General features: G+C 37.4%; 12 protein-coding genes. 8 read left to right on the forward strand and 4 right to left on the reverse strand.

Going from position 1 to position 16,846, the window contains the following annotated elements:
* Positions 1-112 precede the first annotated feature (112 nt).
* Positions 113-1,708, forward strand: a complete 1,596-nt coding sequence (locus tag IGJ03_RS04210; RefSeq protein WP_425135819.1) for an ATP-binding cassette domain-containing protein — start codon at positions 113-115, stop codon at positions 1,706-1,708.
* Between the two features lie 69 nt (positions 1,709-1,777).
* Complete coding sequence (locus IGJ03_RS04215; RefSeq protein WP_010822689.1) at positions 1,778-2,512, forward strand: class I SAM-dependent methyltransferase; 735 nt, start codon at positions 1,778-1,780, stop codon at positions 2,510-2,512.
* On the opposite strand, the gene IGJ03_RS04220 is transcribed toward IGJ03_RS04215, so the two are convergent.
* From IGJ03_RS04220 to IGJ03_RS04235, 4 genes are all read right to left on the reverse strand, one after another.
* Positions 2,509-2,910, reverse strand: coding sequence for a YxeA family protein (locus IGJ03_RS04220; RefSeq protein WP_375804674.1), 402 nt, complete (start codon positions 2,908-2,910; stop codon positions 2,509-2,511). The two genes, IGJ03_RS04215 and IGJ03_RS04220, sit on opposite strands and share 4 nt — an antisense overlap.
* A 109-nt stretch (positions 2,911-3,019) precedes the next feature.
* Positions 3,020-4,372 carry an amino acid permease gene (locus IGJ03_RS04225; RefSeq protein ID WP_016633854.1) on the reverse strand — a complete coding sequence of 451 codons (1,353 nt, stop codon included), beginning with the start codon at positions 4,370-4,372 and terminating at the stop codon, positions 3,020-3,022.
* Between the two features lie 172 nt (positions 4,373-4,544).
* The gene (locus IGJ03_RS04230; RefSeq protein WP_002358046.1) at positions 4,545-4,730 is read right to left on the reverse strand and encodes a hypothetical protein; all 186 of its coding nucleotides are present in this window, start codon (positions 4,728-4,730) and stop codon (positions 4,545-4,547) included.
* Between the two features lie 180 nt (positions 4,731-4,910).
* The gene (locus IGJ03_RS04235; RefSeq protein ID WP_016633855.1) at positions 4,911-5,198 is read right to left on the reverse strand and encodes a hypothetical protein; all 288 of its coding nucleotides are present in this window, start codon (positions 5,196-5,198) and stop codon (positions 4,911-4,913) included.
* A gap of 369 nt (positions 5,199-5,567) precedes the next feature.
* On the opposite strand from IGJ03_RS04235, the gene IGJ03_RS04240 reads away from it, so the two are divergent.
* From IGJ03_RS04240 to addA, 6 genes are all read left to right on the forward strand, one after another.
* A complete protein-coding gene (locus tag IGJ03_RS04240; protein ID WP_002360596.1) occupies positions 5,568-6,329 on the forward strand; it encodes a (Fe-S)-binding protein in 762 nt (253 codons plus the stop codon).
* A 12-nt stretch (positions 6,330-6,341) separates the two neighbouring features.
* Positions 6,342-7,814: a LutB/LldF family L-lactate oxidation iron-sulfur protein gene (locus tag IGJ03_RS04245; protein WP_010777528.1), complete on the forward strand. Its 1,473-nt coding sequence runs from the start codon at positions 6,342-6,344 to the stop codon at positions 7,812-7,814.
* Complete coding sequence (locus IGJ03_RS04250) at positions 7,807-8,526, forward strand: LutC/YkgG family protein (protein ID WP_010777529.1); 720 nt, start codon at positions 7,807-7,809, stop codon at positions 8,524-8,526. Before IGJ03_RS04245 ends, IGJ03_RS04250 begins: the two co-directional genes overlap by 8 nt.
* A 220-nt stretch (positions 8,527-8,746) precedes the next feature.
* Positions 8,747-9,295, forward strand: coding sequence for a signal peptidase I (gene lepB / locus IGJ03_RS04255; RefSeq protein ID WP_002358039.1), 549 nt, complete (start codon positions 8,747-8,749; stop codon positions 9,293-9,295).
* 110 nt (positions 9,296-9,405) lie between these two features.
* Positions 9,406-12,996: a PD-(D/E)XK nuclease family protein gene (locus IGJ03_RS04260; protein ID WP_010777530.1), complete on the forward strand. Its 3,591-nt coding sequence runs from the start codon at positions 9,406-9,408 to the stop codon at positions 12,994-12,996.
* Positions 12,989-16,783 (forward strand): helicase-exonuclease AddAB subunit AddA, encoded by a 3,795-nt coding sequence (gene addA / locus IGJ03_RS04265; protein WP_375804675.1) that lies wholly within the window; start codon positions 12,989-12,991, stop codon positions 16,781-16,783. Before IGJ03_RS04260 ends, addA begins: the two co-directional genes overlap by 8 nt.
* Positions 16,784-16,846 lie beyond the last annotated feature (63 nt).

Here is a 16,846-nt window from a genome sequence, read left to right on the forward strand (position 1 = left end):
CATCCAGCTTTCGCTGGGGGGCTTTTCTATTATCTGGAGATAAATTGCTGATAGGCGCCAATCAAAAACTATGCTACAGTAAGGTATGTACTGCTCGAAAAGGAGGGAGTAAATGACTAAAAAAATATGGTCGCACTTTCAGAAAAGCTTCACTTGGTACATTTTGATTGGTGTGATTGTTTCATTATGTAGTGCTTTAGCAATTTATTTTTTTCAACAGTTGTTAGATCATTATCAAAAAAGTTTCCAACTAGGGTTGTTAGTAGCGTATGGAACGACAATTATTTTAATTCCGCTATTGTCTTACTGTGAACAGAAACCGAAAGCTTACTTAACTAATGGCATCTATTTCTATTTGAAGAAATTAAGTTTAATAAAAATGAGCAAGATTTCCTATGAAGAATATCTAAAACTGGGAGCGGGAGCTTTACTACAAAAAGTAGAAGTTGGTGCAGCAGCTGGGAGAAATATCCACTTGAATTTTTATGGGCGCTTATTTCGAGAGCTAATTCCAGAGACGTTATTTAATTTATTTTTCATAGCATTGATTGATAAAAAATTACTGCCAGCAATTCTAATTGGTTATGTGATTGTATTTATTTTAACCAAAATACTTTTGAAAACGCTACAAAACATGAAAGAAAAAACACTTATTTCCGAAGAAGCAATGAATGCTACTTTGATACGAGGGATGACAGAACTAGTAACTTTTAGAATTAATGGAAAATATAAAAAAGAGATTGAAAATTACGCGTTAATGGCAGAGGAAAATAGTCAAAATATAACAAAAATGACTATGATCCATGAATTTTTCTTTGGCTTTTTTGCCTTGTTAGTCGCACTAATCAAAGTAAGTATTGTCGTACTTAGTTTTACTAACGTCGTGACGTTAAGTTTAGGTGGACTTGTAGCGATAGTGATGTATATCGATCGAATTTATACGCCGATAGCCATATTTAATGTTTTATTTGTTCAATATAATTTGGATAAAGTAGCCTATCAGCGCTTGGAAGATTTTTATAAAAAAGAAGATGATCCTGATTTAGCGGTTTCCGGCAAAGCGTTACCTGAAATTCAAACAATTTCATTAAAAGATGTGTGTTTTAGCGTAGATAGTCAAACGATTATGTCCCAACAAAATCGACAATTTTCAATGAATAAAACCTATGGCTTGATTGGAAAAAGTGGGACAGGCAAATCTACCCTGATTAAATTGATTTTAGGATTATTGAAGCCGACAGAGGGGACAATTTATGTGAATCAATTTCCTCTAACACAATTTAATTTGGAAGATTATTATGAAAAAGTTTTTTATTTATCTCAAGATGTGCCAATATTTCAAGGAACGTTAAAAGAAAATATTGTATTGAATCAAGAAATTTCTGATGAACAAGTAATTGAAGCTATGTATCGTTTTCAGTTGGGGGAACTTTATGAACGGTTGCCGGAAGGCTTAAATACTATTGTGAGTGAAAAAGGAATGAATTTTTCTGGTGGCGAGAAACAACGGATTGCTTTCACGCGCTTAGCATTTACACAAGCAGAGATCCTTATTTTAGATGAGGCGACTTCCGCATTGGACGAAAAGACCGAAGAAAAAGTGTTACAAGAAGTACAAAAATTTACCCACAATAAGTTGACTATTTTGGTTACTCATCGACCTAAAACCCTGCGATTTGTAGATGAAATTATTGATTTAAATGAGTGAACTTGTTAGCTCTTTGGCGCTTCTTTTGCTACACTTTTTATAAGAATTGAGAGAAAGGGGCAACTGTTGATGAATAATAATGAGCAAGAATTAGCGGAATTTTGGGATGAATTTGCAGAAGAATATGAAGAAATTCAACAAGAATCGCCATTTCCAATTGCCCGAGAATTACGTGATTTCTTGGTCCAAGAAGGTCTTTTTCCGTGTCAGACATTTCTGGATATCGCAGGTGGGACGGGACGATATTTACCTTTTTTTCAAGAGCAAGTCACGGAGTATACGCTAGCCGATATTTCTCAGAGAATGTTGGAGATTGCGGAAGCAAAAGCACAAAGCAACGTTGTTTTTCTTCACCAAAGCCAAGAAAGACTGATTGAGACTGGGAAAAAATTTCAAGTCGTTTTTTCAGCGATGAACCCTGCTTTGGATACGCCGGAAAAAGTTAATGCATTGTGCCAATTAAGTGAAGAATGGTGTCTTATATTTCGGCTAGTGGAAGAGCAAGATTCGTTGTTTTCTCCTTTTGAGCAAGAGAGCAACCCGCAGTTAAATTGGATGGCAAAATACAAAGCATTTCTAAAAAAAGAACAGCGACCTTTTTTCACAAAAAAATTTTTCTTTGAAGCATCAGAAACTATTTCAAAAGACTTTTTCCGCAGCTATTTTGAAGAACAATGGTCACTTCCAATTTTAGAACAACGCATACAAGAAATTTTTGGTTCTCATGAAATTAAGCAAAATCAGCGTACCATTATTTATGAATTAATTGCGATTCCATGTAAAAAAACAACCAGCGATGACTAATTATCGCTGGTTGTTTTTCGGTTATTTAATTGTGCGAAAGCTTTTTCTGGAATCTCTTTTTTATCAATTTTAACAGGAGATTGGATGATTCTTTTTTTACTAATGGTTGCTTCTATGTAAGCATTTGGTTCCAAAGGTTGCGGATTTTTGTCTGTCCGTTCGTAATCCATGACTTGTGTTTTTCCATTACTTTTAACAAAAGTTAGTCGATAGCGTAAAGAATATTGGCCATCTATGCTTTTTTGATTGTCATCTACTGTTTGTTTTCGTTCAGGAATTTCTAGAGGAACTTGTGCATAGGCTTTTTCACCCTTATATGTATCTGCATAATAACGATAGCCTGTATAACCACCAACAATCAATAAGCCAATAAATAAAATAGCACCGATTTTTTTCATTTTTTCTCCTCCTAACAATTTACAAAAATAGCATAGCAAAAGAAGAAGGAGATGGAACATCGAAAAAACGAACAGTTGTCTTACAAAACTGTTCGTTTTTTTGGTCTATTTAGCTTTCATCAGAGAGTAGAAAGGAATCATTTTTCTTACGATAACTAAAGAAAATAACAAAGTACAGTAGACCTGTTAAAAGAGTGACGCCTAACGAATTTGTAAATAAGATGCCAATAAAGATGAGTCCTAAAATGATTAAAGCAAGGAGATTAATACTTTTTTCAAAGAGAGACCCTCGTTTTAAAGACAGAACAAACGCCGCAGCGCTAATTAAAATCCAAATTAGCAAGACAGTGTAAGAGAGAGAACCGGCTAAGTAACCAAATAATTCATCGCCAACAAAATAAGAAAGAATAACTCCCAGATATAAAACACTTGCGCAGAAGAAAACTGAACGTTGAGGTACTTGGTGCTTGTTTAAAACCGCTAGTTTACTCATGGGTCCTTTTTTATCTTTTAAGCGAAAATATAAAAGGCGAGAAGAGGCGTATACCCCAGAATTAATAGAAGAAAACAAGGCTAAAATAATCACAAAATTTACGATGTCAGCAGCAAAAGGAATATTCATTTTTTCAAAAACCATAACAAATGGACTCACCGTTGTGCCTGCTAATGTATTCCAAGGGAAAATAATCAAAAGTAAGAATAATGGAATGATATAGAAGGAAATAATCCGTCCCATCACACCACGAATCGCCTTAGGAATGGCTTTTTTAGGATCATCTGCTTCACTGACAGTAATCGCGATTAATTCTGAACCGCCATAAGAATAAATAACTACTAATAAAGAATTAACAATACCTTTCATGCCATGTGGGGCGAAGCCACCATGATCGGTGATACTTTGTAAAGTAGGGAAGACACCATTGCCTAGCATTTGTTGTCCCACCAGATAAACACCAAAAATAATTAACAAAATGATGACACTAATTTTAGCAAACGCCAACCAATATTCTGTTTCTGCAAATAAACGAACCGAGTAAAGATTAATGAGCGTCGTTAAAATAGCTAAAATGAAAACAAAAAACCAAGCAGGAATATTAGGAAACCAAAGTTGTAAAAAGGAAGCTGCGGCAACCGCTTCTGCGATAATATTAATTGTCCACATGGAATAATAAACCCAATCAATAAAATCAGCAGAATGTGCACCTAAAAATGGTCGAACCAAGCCAGACAAACCATGATGTGTGTCTCCGCCATCTAAAACGAGTTTTCCTAAACCACTCATGACGATGAAGAGAACAGCACCGCCAATTAGAAAGGCGATTAATACAGAAGGACCAGCAATACCAATTGCTTCGCCACTTCCTTTAAAAAGACCTGCGCCAATCGCTCCTCCTAAGGCTAACATCGTAATATGGCGCGAGCTTAATTGTTTTTTTAAGGTTGTTTGTTGTGTTTCACTCATAGGATTCTCCTTTAATTGAAAAAAAATAATATGAAAATAACTTTCTTTATTATATACAATTTTCTGACAATTACAACTATTCTGTCAATGAAAATGAAAAAAATAAGTGAAAAATATTATGAAAATAAAAAAATCGAGCAATTTAAGTGATTAAAATCGCTCAATTTTTTTATTAATTTTTATTTTTTAATAGAGTCATAATTGTTAATGGAACAGTAATGACTACATAGCCGATGATACTAGCCACTACTAAATAAGCTATAGGACTCGAGAAATTAAATAAGTCCGTTAAAAGTATTGCGACAATCATTGAAATAGCATAACAAATGAATAATTGAATAAACCGCTTTGCAGACAAAAAATCACCTCTTCCTAATTAGTTAAAGTCTCTTTTCAATCATTTAGTATACACCTGAAAAGAAGAATAAACTATCATTAATTAAAAGAAAAAGTGAAACCACTAGCGGATTTTTTGTTCAGCTGATTATCTTAAGAATTAGAAAATGGGACATAAGTCATTTCGACTTATGTCCCATTTTTATTTATGACGTTGGCTTCGTGTAAATTGAGAAGTCTCGTCCTCTCTAGTGGTTGGTTGTTGTGTTCGTTGTACGGCTTGCTTTTCCGGCTCGCTCTTTTTTGCAACATCAGTCACAACATTTGGCTTCTGAGAAGGGGGAACGGTTGTTTTTTTGTTTAAAGTTGGCGTAGTTCTTTTTGTTTCTTTCTTTTGTTTCTTTATATTATTTTTATCATTTCCAGTGACTGTCAAATAGATAATCAGAAAAATCATTAGGATCGTTGCAACAATTAATAGAATAAACATGTTAAATGAAATGAACATGCATGGCCCTCGTTTCTCGTTTTTTCTTAGTTTACCAAAATTTCAAAATTTCGTCACTCTTTTCTTCAGAAAAAACGAATTTCGAAGGGGGTAAAAGAAACTTTTATAAAAAAGCCTCCTTTTTTGTGTGAAAATGCACAAAATTTCTGGAATCGTTTGCTGTTAAAACCAGATACTGGTAAAATAATTATTGTATAAGAATCATTTTAAAAAACGATTTTTGTTACAAATAACGTATTTGTTGAAAAGGCACTGTGAAGTAGTTAGAGACGACAGCCAAGTGACTTTTAATGACAGCCGCCCAATTAATTTCATGGAGCCTTTTCGTAGAAAACGAGGAGGTTATTTTGCGTGAAAGTGAGTATATTTTCGACATGCGTGGTGGATTTACTTTTTCCAAATGTAGGGCAAGCAATGGTAGAGGTTTTGGAACGGTATGGCTGTGAAACGGTTTTACCAACAAGCCAAACGTGTTGTGGTCAGCCAACGTACAATAGTGGCTATGTGACAGAGAGCACGACAACGCTTAAGAATCAAATTGATAGTTTTGACGGTGCCGATTATGTGGTGGGACCTGCGGGGTCTTGTGTCGGCATGATGAAAGAATACCACAAATTTTTAGCAGATGATCCTATTTATGGACCAAAAGCACAACGTTTAGCTGAGCGAACTTACGAGTTTAGTCAGTTTCTTTATCGTGTCTTAGGGGTCAAAGATGTTGGCGCAACGTTATATGGGAAAGCCACTTATCATCGTTCTTGTCATATGACGCGAATTTTAAATGAACGAGAATCACCCTTTGTTTTGTTGGATCATGTGAAAGGATTAGAAATGATTCCTTTAGGACATCTTGAAAATTGTTGCGGATTTGGCGGAACGTTTTCAGTGAAAATGCCAGCTATTTCTGAACAAATGGTGACGGAAAAAATGAACGATGTGATTGATACAGGCGCAGAAATTTTAATTAGTGCGGATATGGGTTGCCTGATGAATATCGGGGGTAAATTCAATCGTGATGGGAAAAAGATTAAGATTATGCATATTGCAGAAGTCCTTAATCACGAAGTGGATGAAGCACGCATGGACCAACCGCAAATCATATCGGTAGGGTAAGGGGGAAGAACTGTGGGATTATCAACGAGCAATAAGCCGTTAAGTGAACGAATTGAAGAAAGTAAAAAAGATGTGTTTATGCAAAAGGCTGTCGCCAAAGCACAAGATGCCCAATGGGAGAAACGAGAAGGTGCGCGGGAAGCTTTAGGCAATTGGCCACAATGGCGTGAACTGGGAGAACAAATTCGCCAACATACAATTCAGTATCTGCCTGACTATTTAGAAGAGTTCAGTGATAACGTTGCCAAACGAGGTGGCAAAGTCTTTTTTGCTCAAACCGCCGAAGAGGCCAATGAATATGTGAAGCAAGTGGTTCTAGAAAAAAAGGCGAAAAAAATTGTGAAATCTAAATCAATGGTGACGACCGAAGTCGATATAGATCCAATGTTATTGGGATTAGACGATGTTAGTGTGATGGAAACAGATTTGGCGGAATTCATTTTACAAATGGATGACTGGGATGAGCCGTCACATATTGTTTTCCCAAGTATTCATAAAAATCGCGAACAGATTCGTCAGGTTTTTGCGAAAAAATTAGGGTATCAAGGAGATAATGACCCGGTAAATTTGGCACGCTGTGCACGAGAAGTGATGCGCAAATTCTTTTTGGAAGCGGAGATTGGCATTACAGGTTGTAATTTCGCTATTGCGGATAGCGGCTTAATTAACTTAAATACAAATGAAGGAAATGCTGATTTGACCATCAGTATTCCTAAGACACAAATCGTGTTAATGGGGATGGAAAGAATCGTACCAACAATGCGTGAAGCAGAGGTTTTAGATAACCTTTTAGCCAGAAGTGCCGTTGGTCAAAATTTAACAACGTATGTGACGTTTGCCGGGCAAAAAAATGCGGATGAATCCGATGGTCCAGAAGAATTTCACGTGGTCATTTTGGATAACGGACGTTCAAAAGCGTTAGGAACAGCCTTTCAGCCAGTCTTACAGTGTATTCGTTGTGGGTCTTGTCTGAATGTTTGTCCGGTCTATCGCCATATTGGAGGGCACGGTTATGGCTCTATTTATCCAGGACCAATTGGTGCTGTGCTTTCTCCAATTTTAGGTGGATATAAACAGTTTGGGGAATTGCCTTATGCGTCTAGTCTTTGTGGGGCATGTACGGAAACGTGTCCTGTGAAAATTCCATTGCACGAATTATTAATTGAACATCGTAAAGTGATGACCGATGATCTGAAAATGAAACATGGATTCGAAGATTTCCAAATGCGTATGGTAGGCAAAGCCACTGGTTCACCAGCAATGTTTAAAGCAGCCATGAAAGTCGATCATGCTGCAGTGGGCATTTTAAGTAAACAAAAAGACATTACTGTTGAAAACATGTACAATCATGGGGGCTACCTTGATAAAGGACCAGGGTTAGTAAAAGGCTGGACCGATGTTCGTGATTTGCCAAGACCACCAAAATCTTCAGAAAACTTCAGAAGTTGGTTCAAAAAACATCAAGAAGGTGAAAAAAATGACTAACGAAGCGATTCAAAATCGAGAACCTTTTTTACAAAATCTACGAGAAAAATTAGGCGTAGAAAAACAGCCTGTTTCGGCCCAGCCATTTGAGCCAGTTAATCATTTACCAGAAGAACAGTTGGCAGATAAAACACCAGCAGAGCTATTAACGATTGTGAAGGAGCGTGTGGAAACGATTCACACGAACTTAGTGGAAACCACACAAGAAAATTTACTGACGACGATTCAGCAAATTGTTGCTGAGTTTGGTGGGGGCAATCTTTTATTGCCAACAGATGCACGTTTTGAAGCCTATGGATTAGCTGATTTAGCTAAGTCATTAGAGGCTGTTTCTGTTAAGCAATGGCAACCTGGAAGTGAGCAACGAGAAGCGAATATTCAAACAGCTGCTCAGGCAAATATCGCGATTGCCTTTGCTGAGTTTTTACTAGCTGAATCAGGAACGATTGTGGTGGAGTCCAATGCGGGACAAGGCAGAGCCTTACATTTTTTACCGAAGCATTACATTTCAATTATACCGTTTAGCAAACTCGTTCCACGTTCGACTCAGCCAGCAGCTTTTTATACAGAAAAAATAGAAAAAGGCGAAAAAATCGGCTCAGCGATTCACTTTATTTCAGGGCCTTCTAATTCAGGAGATATTGAAATGCAACTGGTTGTCGGGTTGCATGGTCCTTTAGAAGTTTGTTACGTGGTTGTGATGGATCGCTAAAACGCTAGAAGCATAATCAATTCAGCCCTTTTTAGAATTGATTATGCTTTTTTTATGAGCAGGATCAAAAAAGTAAGAATCAAATTTGAAAGAAATACGTTTTTTTTCTGACCATTTTGTAAAAAAAGCGTACATAAAAATTAATTGGGTGTTAAGCACTATAGGATTGATTTACTTTGTGGTAGAATATGAGACATAAGATAATAAGGTTTTTGGAGGAATGAGTTTGAAATCAAAAGAATTAATTAAAACAGTCGTCTTTTTTGCCTGTTTAGCTTTGGGTCTGTTTTTACTGAGACAATTTGTATTTACGCCTGTCGTAGTGAGAGGTCATTCAATGGATCCAACGTTAGCAGATGGTGAACGGGTAATTACGTTAAAAAACACAGAAATTAATCGTTTCGATATTATTACTTTCCCAGCGCCAGATGAACCAGATAAAAATTATATTAAACGTGTGATTGGTTTACCTGGAGATACAATTGCGTACAAGGATGATACGTTGTACATCAATGGAAAAGAAGTTGACGAACCCTATTTAGATGAATTTAAAAAAGCCTTAACAGATGGTCAACCTTTGACAGGCGATTTTTCATTAAAAGAAAAAGTACCAGCAGATAGCTACTTTGTTTTAGGTGATAATCGACGGAATTCAAAAGACGGTCGTGTCATTGGTTTTATTCATAAAAAAGATATTTTGGGTGAAGTGAAATTTGTGATGTGGCCATTCTCACGGTTTGGTCCAATACCAGAAGTGTCAAAACAATAAAAGAGACAATGAGTAAAAGAGAAGGACGGAAATGTGTAAAAACAAACACATGTTTCCGTCCTTCTTTTGTGGTAAAATAAAGGCAGTGCAAAGGAAAAGGATGTGAAACCATGAGTGTGCAGTTTATTAGAGGAACCGCTGTGGCAGATTTAGAAGCGCCACTTATACAGGCGACAAAACAATGGCTAGAGGAAGACGCACAGCATGAAGTATTCTATTTAGTCCCGAACCATATTAAGTTTGAGCAAGAAATTCAAGTCTTGCAAAAGTTACGTCAATTACAGACAACTACGTCTGATTCAATAACCAGTACCCGTCTGCAGGTTTTTAGTTTTTATCGTTTGGCTTGGTACTATTTACAACATACACCTTTTTACTCGGCAGATGTTTTATCTGATGCAGGCGCTGCGATGATTTTCCGCAAAATTTTAGTAGAAGCAGAAGAAGAGTTACAAATTTTTAGAGGTGAAATTAACAAGCCTGGCTTTATTCAGCAACTATTTCAGCTTTATCAAGAAATGCGCGAAGGCAATATTGAGATTGCGGAGCTTTATCCATTTTTAGAAAAACAAATGGAGAACCCTAAAGGACAAGATTTACAACTTAAGTTTCAAGATTTAACGTTAATTTTTACGCGATTCCAATTGCAAATGAGTCAGTATGGCTATGAATCAGCGGAGATTATTCAACATTTAAGCGAGTATTTACAAACGGTTGATTTGTCGAATGTTCAATTCGTTATTTCAGGCTATCAGCAGTTTACCGCCAGAGAATTAAAGTTGATTGAAGTGCTAATGGCGCAAGCAGGTTCTGTGAAAGTAGCCCTCTTATTGGACAAACAATATCCGCATGACTTACCTGATCCGCGGTCGTTATTTTATGAAGCGGGACAAACCTATCATCAGCTTTATCAACTAGCAAGACAGAAGCAAATCCCGATTCTTTCAGATTATGTGGAAAAGAAAGAGGTATTAATTACAAATCCAGACTTGCAAGGATTAAACGATTATTGGATTCAATCGCAAGAACACCTGCCTCCATTAAGCACAACTGACTGGAGGGGCGATGGCTTATTTCTGTGGCGTGCTGAAAACGTTAAAGAAGAATTAACACATGTTGCAACCGAAATTCGCCGTTTAGTGGTGGAAGAAGGGTATCGGTACAAAGAAATTCAGGTGTTGACTCGTGATTTAGATTGTTATGAAAATTTATTAGAACCGATTTTTGCGGAACACGAGATTCCTGTTTATGTCGACCGAGATATGGCTATGGATCGGCATCCTTTAGTCGAATGGATTGAATCTTTATTTGCTATTCATTCGTACAATTATCGTTATCGTGATGTGCTCCGTTTTTTGAGAACGGAATTATTTATGCCAATGAATCAACACGCTACTTCTGAAGAAAGCTTGACTGATTGGTTAAACCAACGGAACGCTTGGCGCAGAAAAGTTGATATTACCGAAAATGTAGTCCTGGCATACGGCTATGAAGGTTATTATTGGTCACAAGAAAAAGATTGGGAATTTATTCGGTATGATTTTGAAGCGGAAGAGCAAGAAGATGTCGCTACGATGGAAGAAGAGTCAAATGCGATTCGTCAATCGCTTCAACGGCTGCTACCTAGTTACTTTCAAGCAATGATAAGTGCCAAAACTGGTTTGGAAGCAGCGACCGTCTTCTATCACTTTTTACTGCAAAGTGGTGTGGCAACACAATTAAAAATGTGGCGCTTACAAGCTATCGAAGCAGGTCAACTAGAAACAGCTCGTAACCATGAACAGACTTGGGATGCATTGATGTCATTACTAGATGAATACGTCACTGTTTACGGAGAAAGTTCGTTTGATTTTACAACGTTTCAAGAAATATTTGTTAGTGGCTTGGAAGGTTTGCACTATAGTAAAGTGCCGACAGCGATTGACCAAGTACAAGTTCGCGCAATGGATTTAACTCGACCTGGCGCTGCCAAGGTTACTTTTGCTATTGGGATGACGGAAGAAATTTTTCCACAAAAGATTGAAAATAAAACACTATTGTCTGATGAAGAACGTCAGACAATCAATGATACTTTAACGGAAAACCAATATTTACGTGGGACAACTGGGCGCAAAATTGCGCAAGAACCGTTTGTTGCGTATCTCGTCTTTTCTTCAGCGCGAGAACGGTTATATTTAACCTATCCAAGTGTTAAAGACACCGCTCAAGAAGTCAAACCGTCTCCTTATTTTAAAAATATCCAAAAAGATTTAAACTTGCCCGTTTTTGAAAAAAATGAAACAACCATTTTCGATGATGAAACGACCAGTTTAGCCCATATTAGTACGTATCGGACGTTAATCGGTGAATTAACGCGTTTGAAAAGACAACGGAAAGAAACACAAGAAGGATTGTTGCCTTTCTGGTTAAATATGGAAAAAGCGCTAATGAACCAATCAATTGCGCCGCTAGCCAAGCAAGTTTTCGAAAGTTTAACGCATCAAAATATTCCTGAAAAGATTGATGAGGTGTTAGCAGAACCTTTATATGGTAAAGATATTTATACATCCGTTTCTCGGATGGAGAGTTTTTATCGCTGTCAATATCAATACTTTTCTCGCTATGGCTTACGTTTGAAAGAAAGAGATGTCTTTGGGCTTTCGCCAGCAGCTACAGGGGAATTTTTCCATGAAGCATTGGATCAGTTCTTTAAATTATTGATTATGAATCAACGGAACTTATCTGAATTAACCGATCAGGAAGTCAATTTATTGGCGGAGGAAGTACTAAATAGTATTTTAGGGGATGCACGTTTTTCTGTATTAACGACCTCTAGTCGCATGAACTATATTCGCTATCAATTGAGTCAAACAATTAAAAAAGTCAGTTGGGCGCTGAAACGCCAAAGCCAACGAAGTGGCATGACGACTGTTCAAACAGAAGTGTTATTTGGCCAAATTGCCGCTAAAAAAGGAATTTCTGGTTTGGAATTACCATTAAAAAATCAAGGGAAAATTCATGTTCGGGGGAAAATCGACCGGATTGATCAATTGGTTACCCCCGAATCAACCTATTTAGGTGTGATTGATTATAAATCGAGTCACCGTAAATTTAATATGACAGAAGCGTATTACGGCTTAGCCATGCAAATGCTGACGTACTTGGATGTGGCTTTAATGGATGCTGTGCAATTAGTTGGTCAAGAAGCTAAACCTGCTGGCTCACTTTATCTGCATGTACACAATCCTACGTTATCTTATGAAGGCAAAGACGACATTGAACAACAAATGCTTAAAAAATATCAGTTTGATGGTCTTTTGATGAAAGACCCAGATTTATTGGATCATTTAGATACGAGTCTGCAAGCTAAACAAAGTTCGTTGCTGTTTCCGATTGAAGAATCAGCCAAAGAACAAATTAAACCTGGTCGTCGCCAAGAAGATAAATTTGTGACAGAACCAGAACTAGGCGCGTTGCTTTCCCATAACCGAAATAAATTTATTGAAGCGGGGAATCAAATTATTGGCGGCGAAGTTCAACTTAATCCCGCTTATCAAGGCAAGGAACGGATTGCTTGTCGCTATTGTCCGTTTCGAAGTGTCTGTGATTTTGATGTGATGTTAAAAGAAAATAATTATCATCGTATTGAGAATTTATCCAAAGAGGAAATCATGGCGCGCTTGTTAAACAAAGATGAGGAAGGAGCAACCGAAGATGAGTAAAACAATTCCACTACGTCCAGCCAATGAGCAATTCACCGACAGTCAATGGCAAGCGGTGTTTGATGGCGATGAAAATATCTTAGTTTCTGCTTCGGCTGGCTCAGGAAAAACCACTGTTTTAGTCCGCCGTGTCATTGAAAAAGTCAAAAGCGGCGTCGATATCGATCGTCTCTTGATTGTGACGTACACTGAAGCCGCCGCCCGTGAGATGAAAGAACGTATCCAAGTGGCTTTACAAAAGGCAATGAATGAAGAACAAGATCCAGAAAGAAGACGGCATTTTTCTCGTCAAATTGCTCTTTTGCCAACAGCCAATATCAGCACGTTACATGCCTTTTGTTTAACTGTTATTCGTCGTTTTTATTATTTAATTGACATAGATCCAGTTTTTCGGATGTTAACAGATGAAACAGAAACATTGTTATTAAAAGAAGATGTTTGGGATGCATTACGTGAACAATTTTATGCGGAAAATCAAGAAGAATTTTACCAATTAACAGCGAATTTTTCCAATGATCGTAGTGATGACGGACTCACTAACTTAATTTTTTCTTTTTATGAATTTGCCAAAGCCAATCCTGATCCAGAGGCGTGGATTAATGGCTTAACACAAGCCTACGAAGTAGGGGATCAGCTAGGCGAATCAACGTTATTTCAGACGTATTTAAAACCGCTAGCCGTTGAGACGTTACAACGAACTCTTCAGCGTTACGAAGAAATGGTGACCTTAACAGAGGGCGAAGAGAAACTTCAAAAGATTTGGTATTTAGCTCAAAATGAAAAGGAACAAACAAAACAATTTTTACAATTTTTAGAGAGAAATGATTTAGAAAGCGCCTATAATTTGACTGAATTGTTAAGCTTTGACCGCTACCCAATAGTTCGTGCCGAAGAGTTGAAACCGACCGCGGAACAAGCCAAACAGTTGCGAGAACAAAATAAAAAAGCGTTAAATGATTTGAAAAAGCAACTGTTTACACTTTCTCCAGATGCCATGAAACAAGTCTTGAAAGAGGCCACGCCCATTGTTCAAGAAATGGCTCACGTGGGGAAACAATTTATGGAGGCCTATGGCGCAGAAAAACGGCTTAAAAATTTAGTGGATTTTAACGATTTAGAACATTATACGTTAGCTATTTTAGCGAAAAATCAGGCAGATGGCTGGCATGCATCAGAAGCCTCGGTTTACTATCGCGAAAAATTTGATGAAGTGTTAGTCGATGAATACCAAGATATCAATCAATTACAAGAATCTATTTTGTATTGGTTGCGCCGCCCGCTTAGCGCAGAAGGAAACCTTTTTATGGTAGGAGATGTGAAACAGTCTATTTATTCTTTCCGCTTGGCAGATCCTACATTGTTTATTGAAAAATACAATCAGTATGGGCAAGGCAAAGAGGGCAAACGAATTATTCTAGCTGAAAATTTTCGTTCCCGCAAAGACGTTTTAGACTTTACGAATTTAGTATTTAGTCAATTAATGGATGAGCGAGTGGGCCAAATTGCTTACGATGAGTCAGCTGCTTTGGTTCATGGTTTTGATCAATTTTCGGAGGCGGCTGATTATTCAACTGAATTGCTAATTTATGAAAAAAAAGCAACAGAATCAGTTGAATTTCCAGAATTACAATCCCCTGAGTTGTTGATTGAAGATAAGACAGAAGGGGAACTTTACGTTACTGCTTTGAAAATTCGTGAATTAATTGACCAAAATTTCTTAATTTATGATAAAAAGCTGAAAACGGATCGACCGATTACGTATCAAGATATTGTCTTATTAACGCCTACGAAGAAAAATAATTTAACTATTTTAGATGTTTTTAAATCATTAGAAATTCCAGTTCAAGTCAATGATGCTCAAAATTATTTCCAAGCAACGGAAATTCGTACAATGATTGCCTTGCTTCAATTGATTGATAATCCTTATCAAGACATTCCTTTGGCAGCTGTGTTACGTTCACCAATTGTTGGATTAAAAGAAAACGAATTAGTGCTTATTCGTTTGGCTAATAAGGAAACCAGTTACTACGAAGCATTTTTAACGTTTAATCAAAAGATGGAACCAACCATGGAGGAAGCAGTTGTTCAGGAAAAAACTATACGTTTTGCTGAATCATTAGAAAAATGGCGGGAACAGGCTCGACGCAACCAGCTTAGCAACTTGCTGTGGACAATTTATCGGGAAACGGCCTATCTTGATTATGTTGGCGGGTTGCCTGTTGGCAAACAACGCCAAGCCAATTTATATGCGTTGGTCGACCGGGCCGCGGCGTATGAAAAAACAACCTTCCGCGGATTATTTCAATTTGTTCGCTTCATCGAAAAAATGCAAGAAAAAGACAAAGATTTAGCAGAACCAGTCGTTTTAAGTGAAGAGAATGCCGTACGCGTCATGACGATTCACGCTAGTAAAGGGTTAGAATTTCCGGTGGTATTCGTTTTAGATATGACCAAAGAATTTAATGTCAGTGATTTGAATGAACGCTATATCTTTGAAGAAAATTTAGGGGTAGGCATTCGTTATTTACAACCTGAAGAACGAGTTATGTACGATACTTTACCATTTTTGGCGATTAAACAAGTACGATTGAGAAAATTACTATCTGAAGAAATGCGGAAGTTATATGTGGCGTTGACACGTGCAGAACAGAAACTTTTTCTGGTGGGCTCCTATAAAGACCAAGCGGCGATGTGGAAAGAGTGGCTGAAAGTTGGCGATGTAGAAACACTGGTGCTACCAGCTGAAAATCGCTTGCAAAGTAAAAGTAGTTTAATGAATTGGGTTGGGATGACATTGGTACGCCATCAAAAAGCCGATGAATATCAGCAAGAAGTAGTAGTAAGTAACGTTCCGCAAGTCAAAAAGCACCCAGCTAACTTTCATATTCAGTGGTTCAACGAAGAACAACTACGAGCAGCCATTCAGCAATTACAATTGCCAGAAAGACAAGCAGAGGATTTAGCCGAAAAAGCGCAATTATCTGCTGACAAAATCAATCGTGGTCTTGCGCGGTTAAGTTTCAATTATCCGTTTGAAGTGGCTACTCGGACCACCAGTTATCAGTCTGTTTCTGAAATCAAGCGAGTATTTGATGACCCCGATAACAAAGAAATTGGTAAAATTGAGGTTCGGGAAGACAATACTATTCAAGCGCAACCGTTGATTGTCAATCGAATGATTGAAGGAGATTTAAGTAAGCCTAAATTTTTAGATACGGTTCAAGCGCCTTCAGCAGCTGAAATTGGGACAGCAACCCATTATTTATTACAACTAATTAATTTAAGTAAGCAACCTTCTTACGAGGAAGTGCGAGCTGTTCAAGAACGCTTAGTGGAAAATAAATTGATTTTACCAGCAATTGCTGAAAAAATGAATCTGGAACAAATCGTGGCCTTCTTTGACACCGCCTTAGGAAAACAATTGATTCAACACCATCAAACCGTTAGAAGGGAACAACCTTTTTCTATGCTGATTGAAGCAGAAGAGCTCATTCAAAATTATCCAGAAACGACACAAGATGATTTATTAATTCATGGGATTATTGATGGCTATATCGAATTAGACAATCAATGCATTTTGTATGACTATAAAACCGATCATGTAAAAAGCACCTCTCCCCAAGCGATTTCTGAAATTGTCGAACGGTATCGCGGACAGATGAATCTTTATCGTAGAGCGCTACAAGAGGCAACGCATAAAGAAGTGTCGCACGTCTATTTAATTTTATTAAATGGAGGAGTAATTATTGACATGCAGACAGGAAATGTTGTAGATTTTATAAAGTAGAAAAAATTAGAAGCAGAAACACTTACATTTTGTAAGGAATGTGCTATACTCATTGAAGAGGTG

It is taken from the genome of Enterococcus sp. DIV1315a, from assembly GCF_051712325.1.
Lineage (GTDB): Bacteria > Bacillota > Bacilli > Lactobacillales > Enterococcaceae > Enterococcus > Enterococcus faecalis.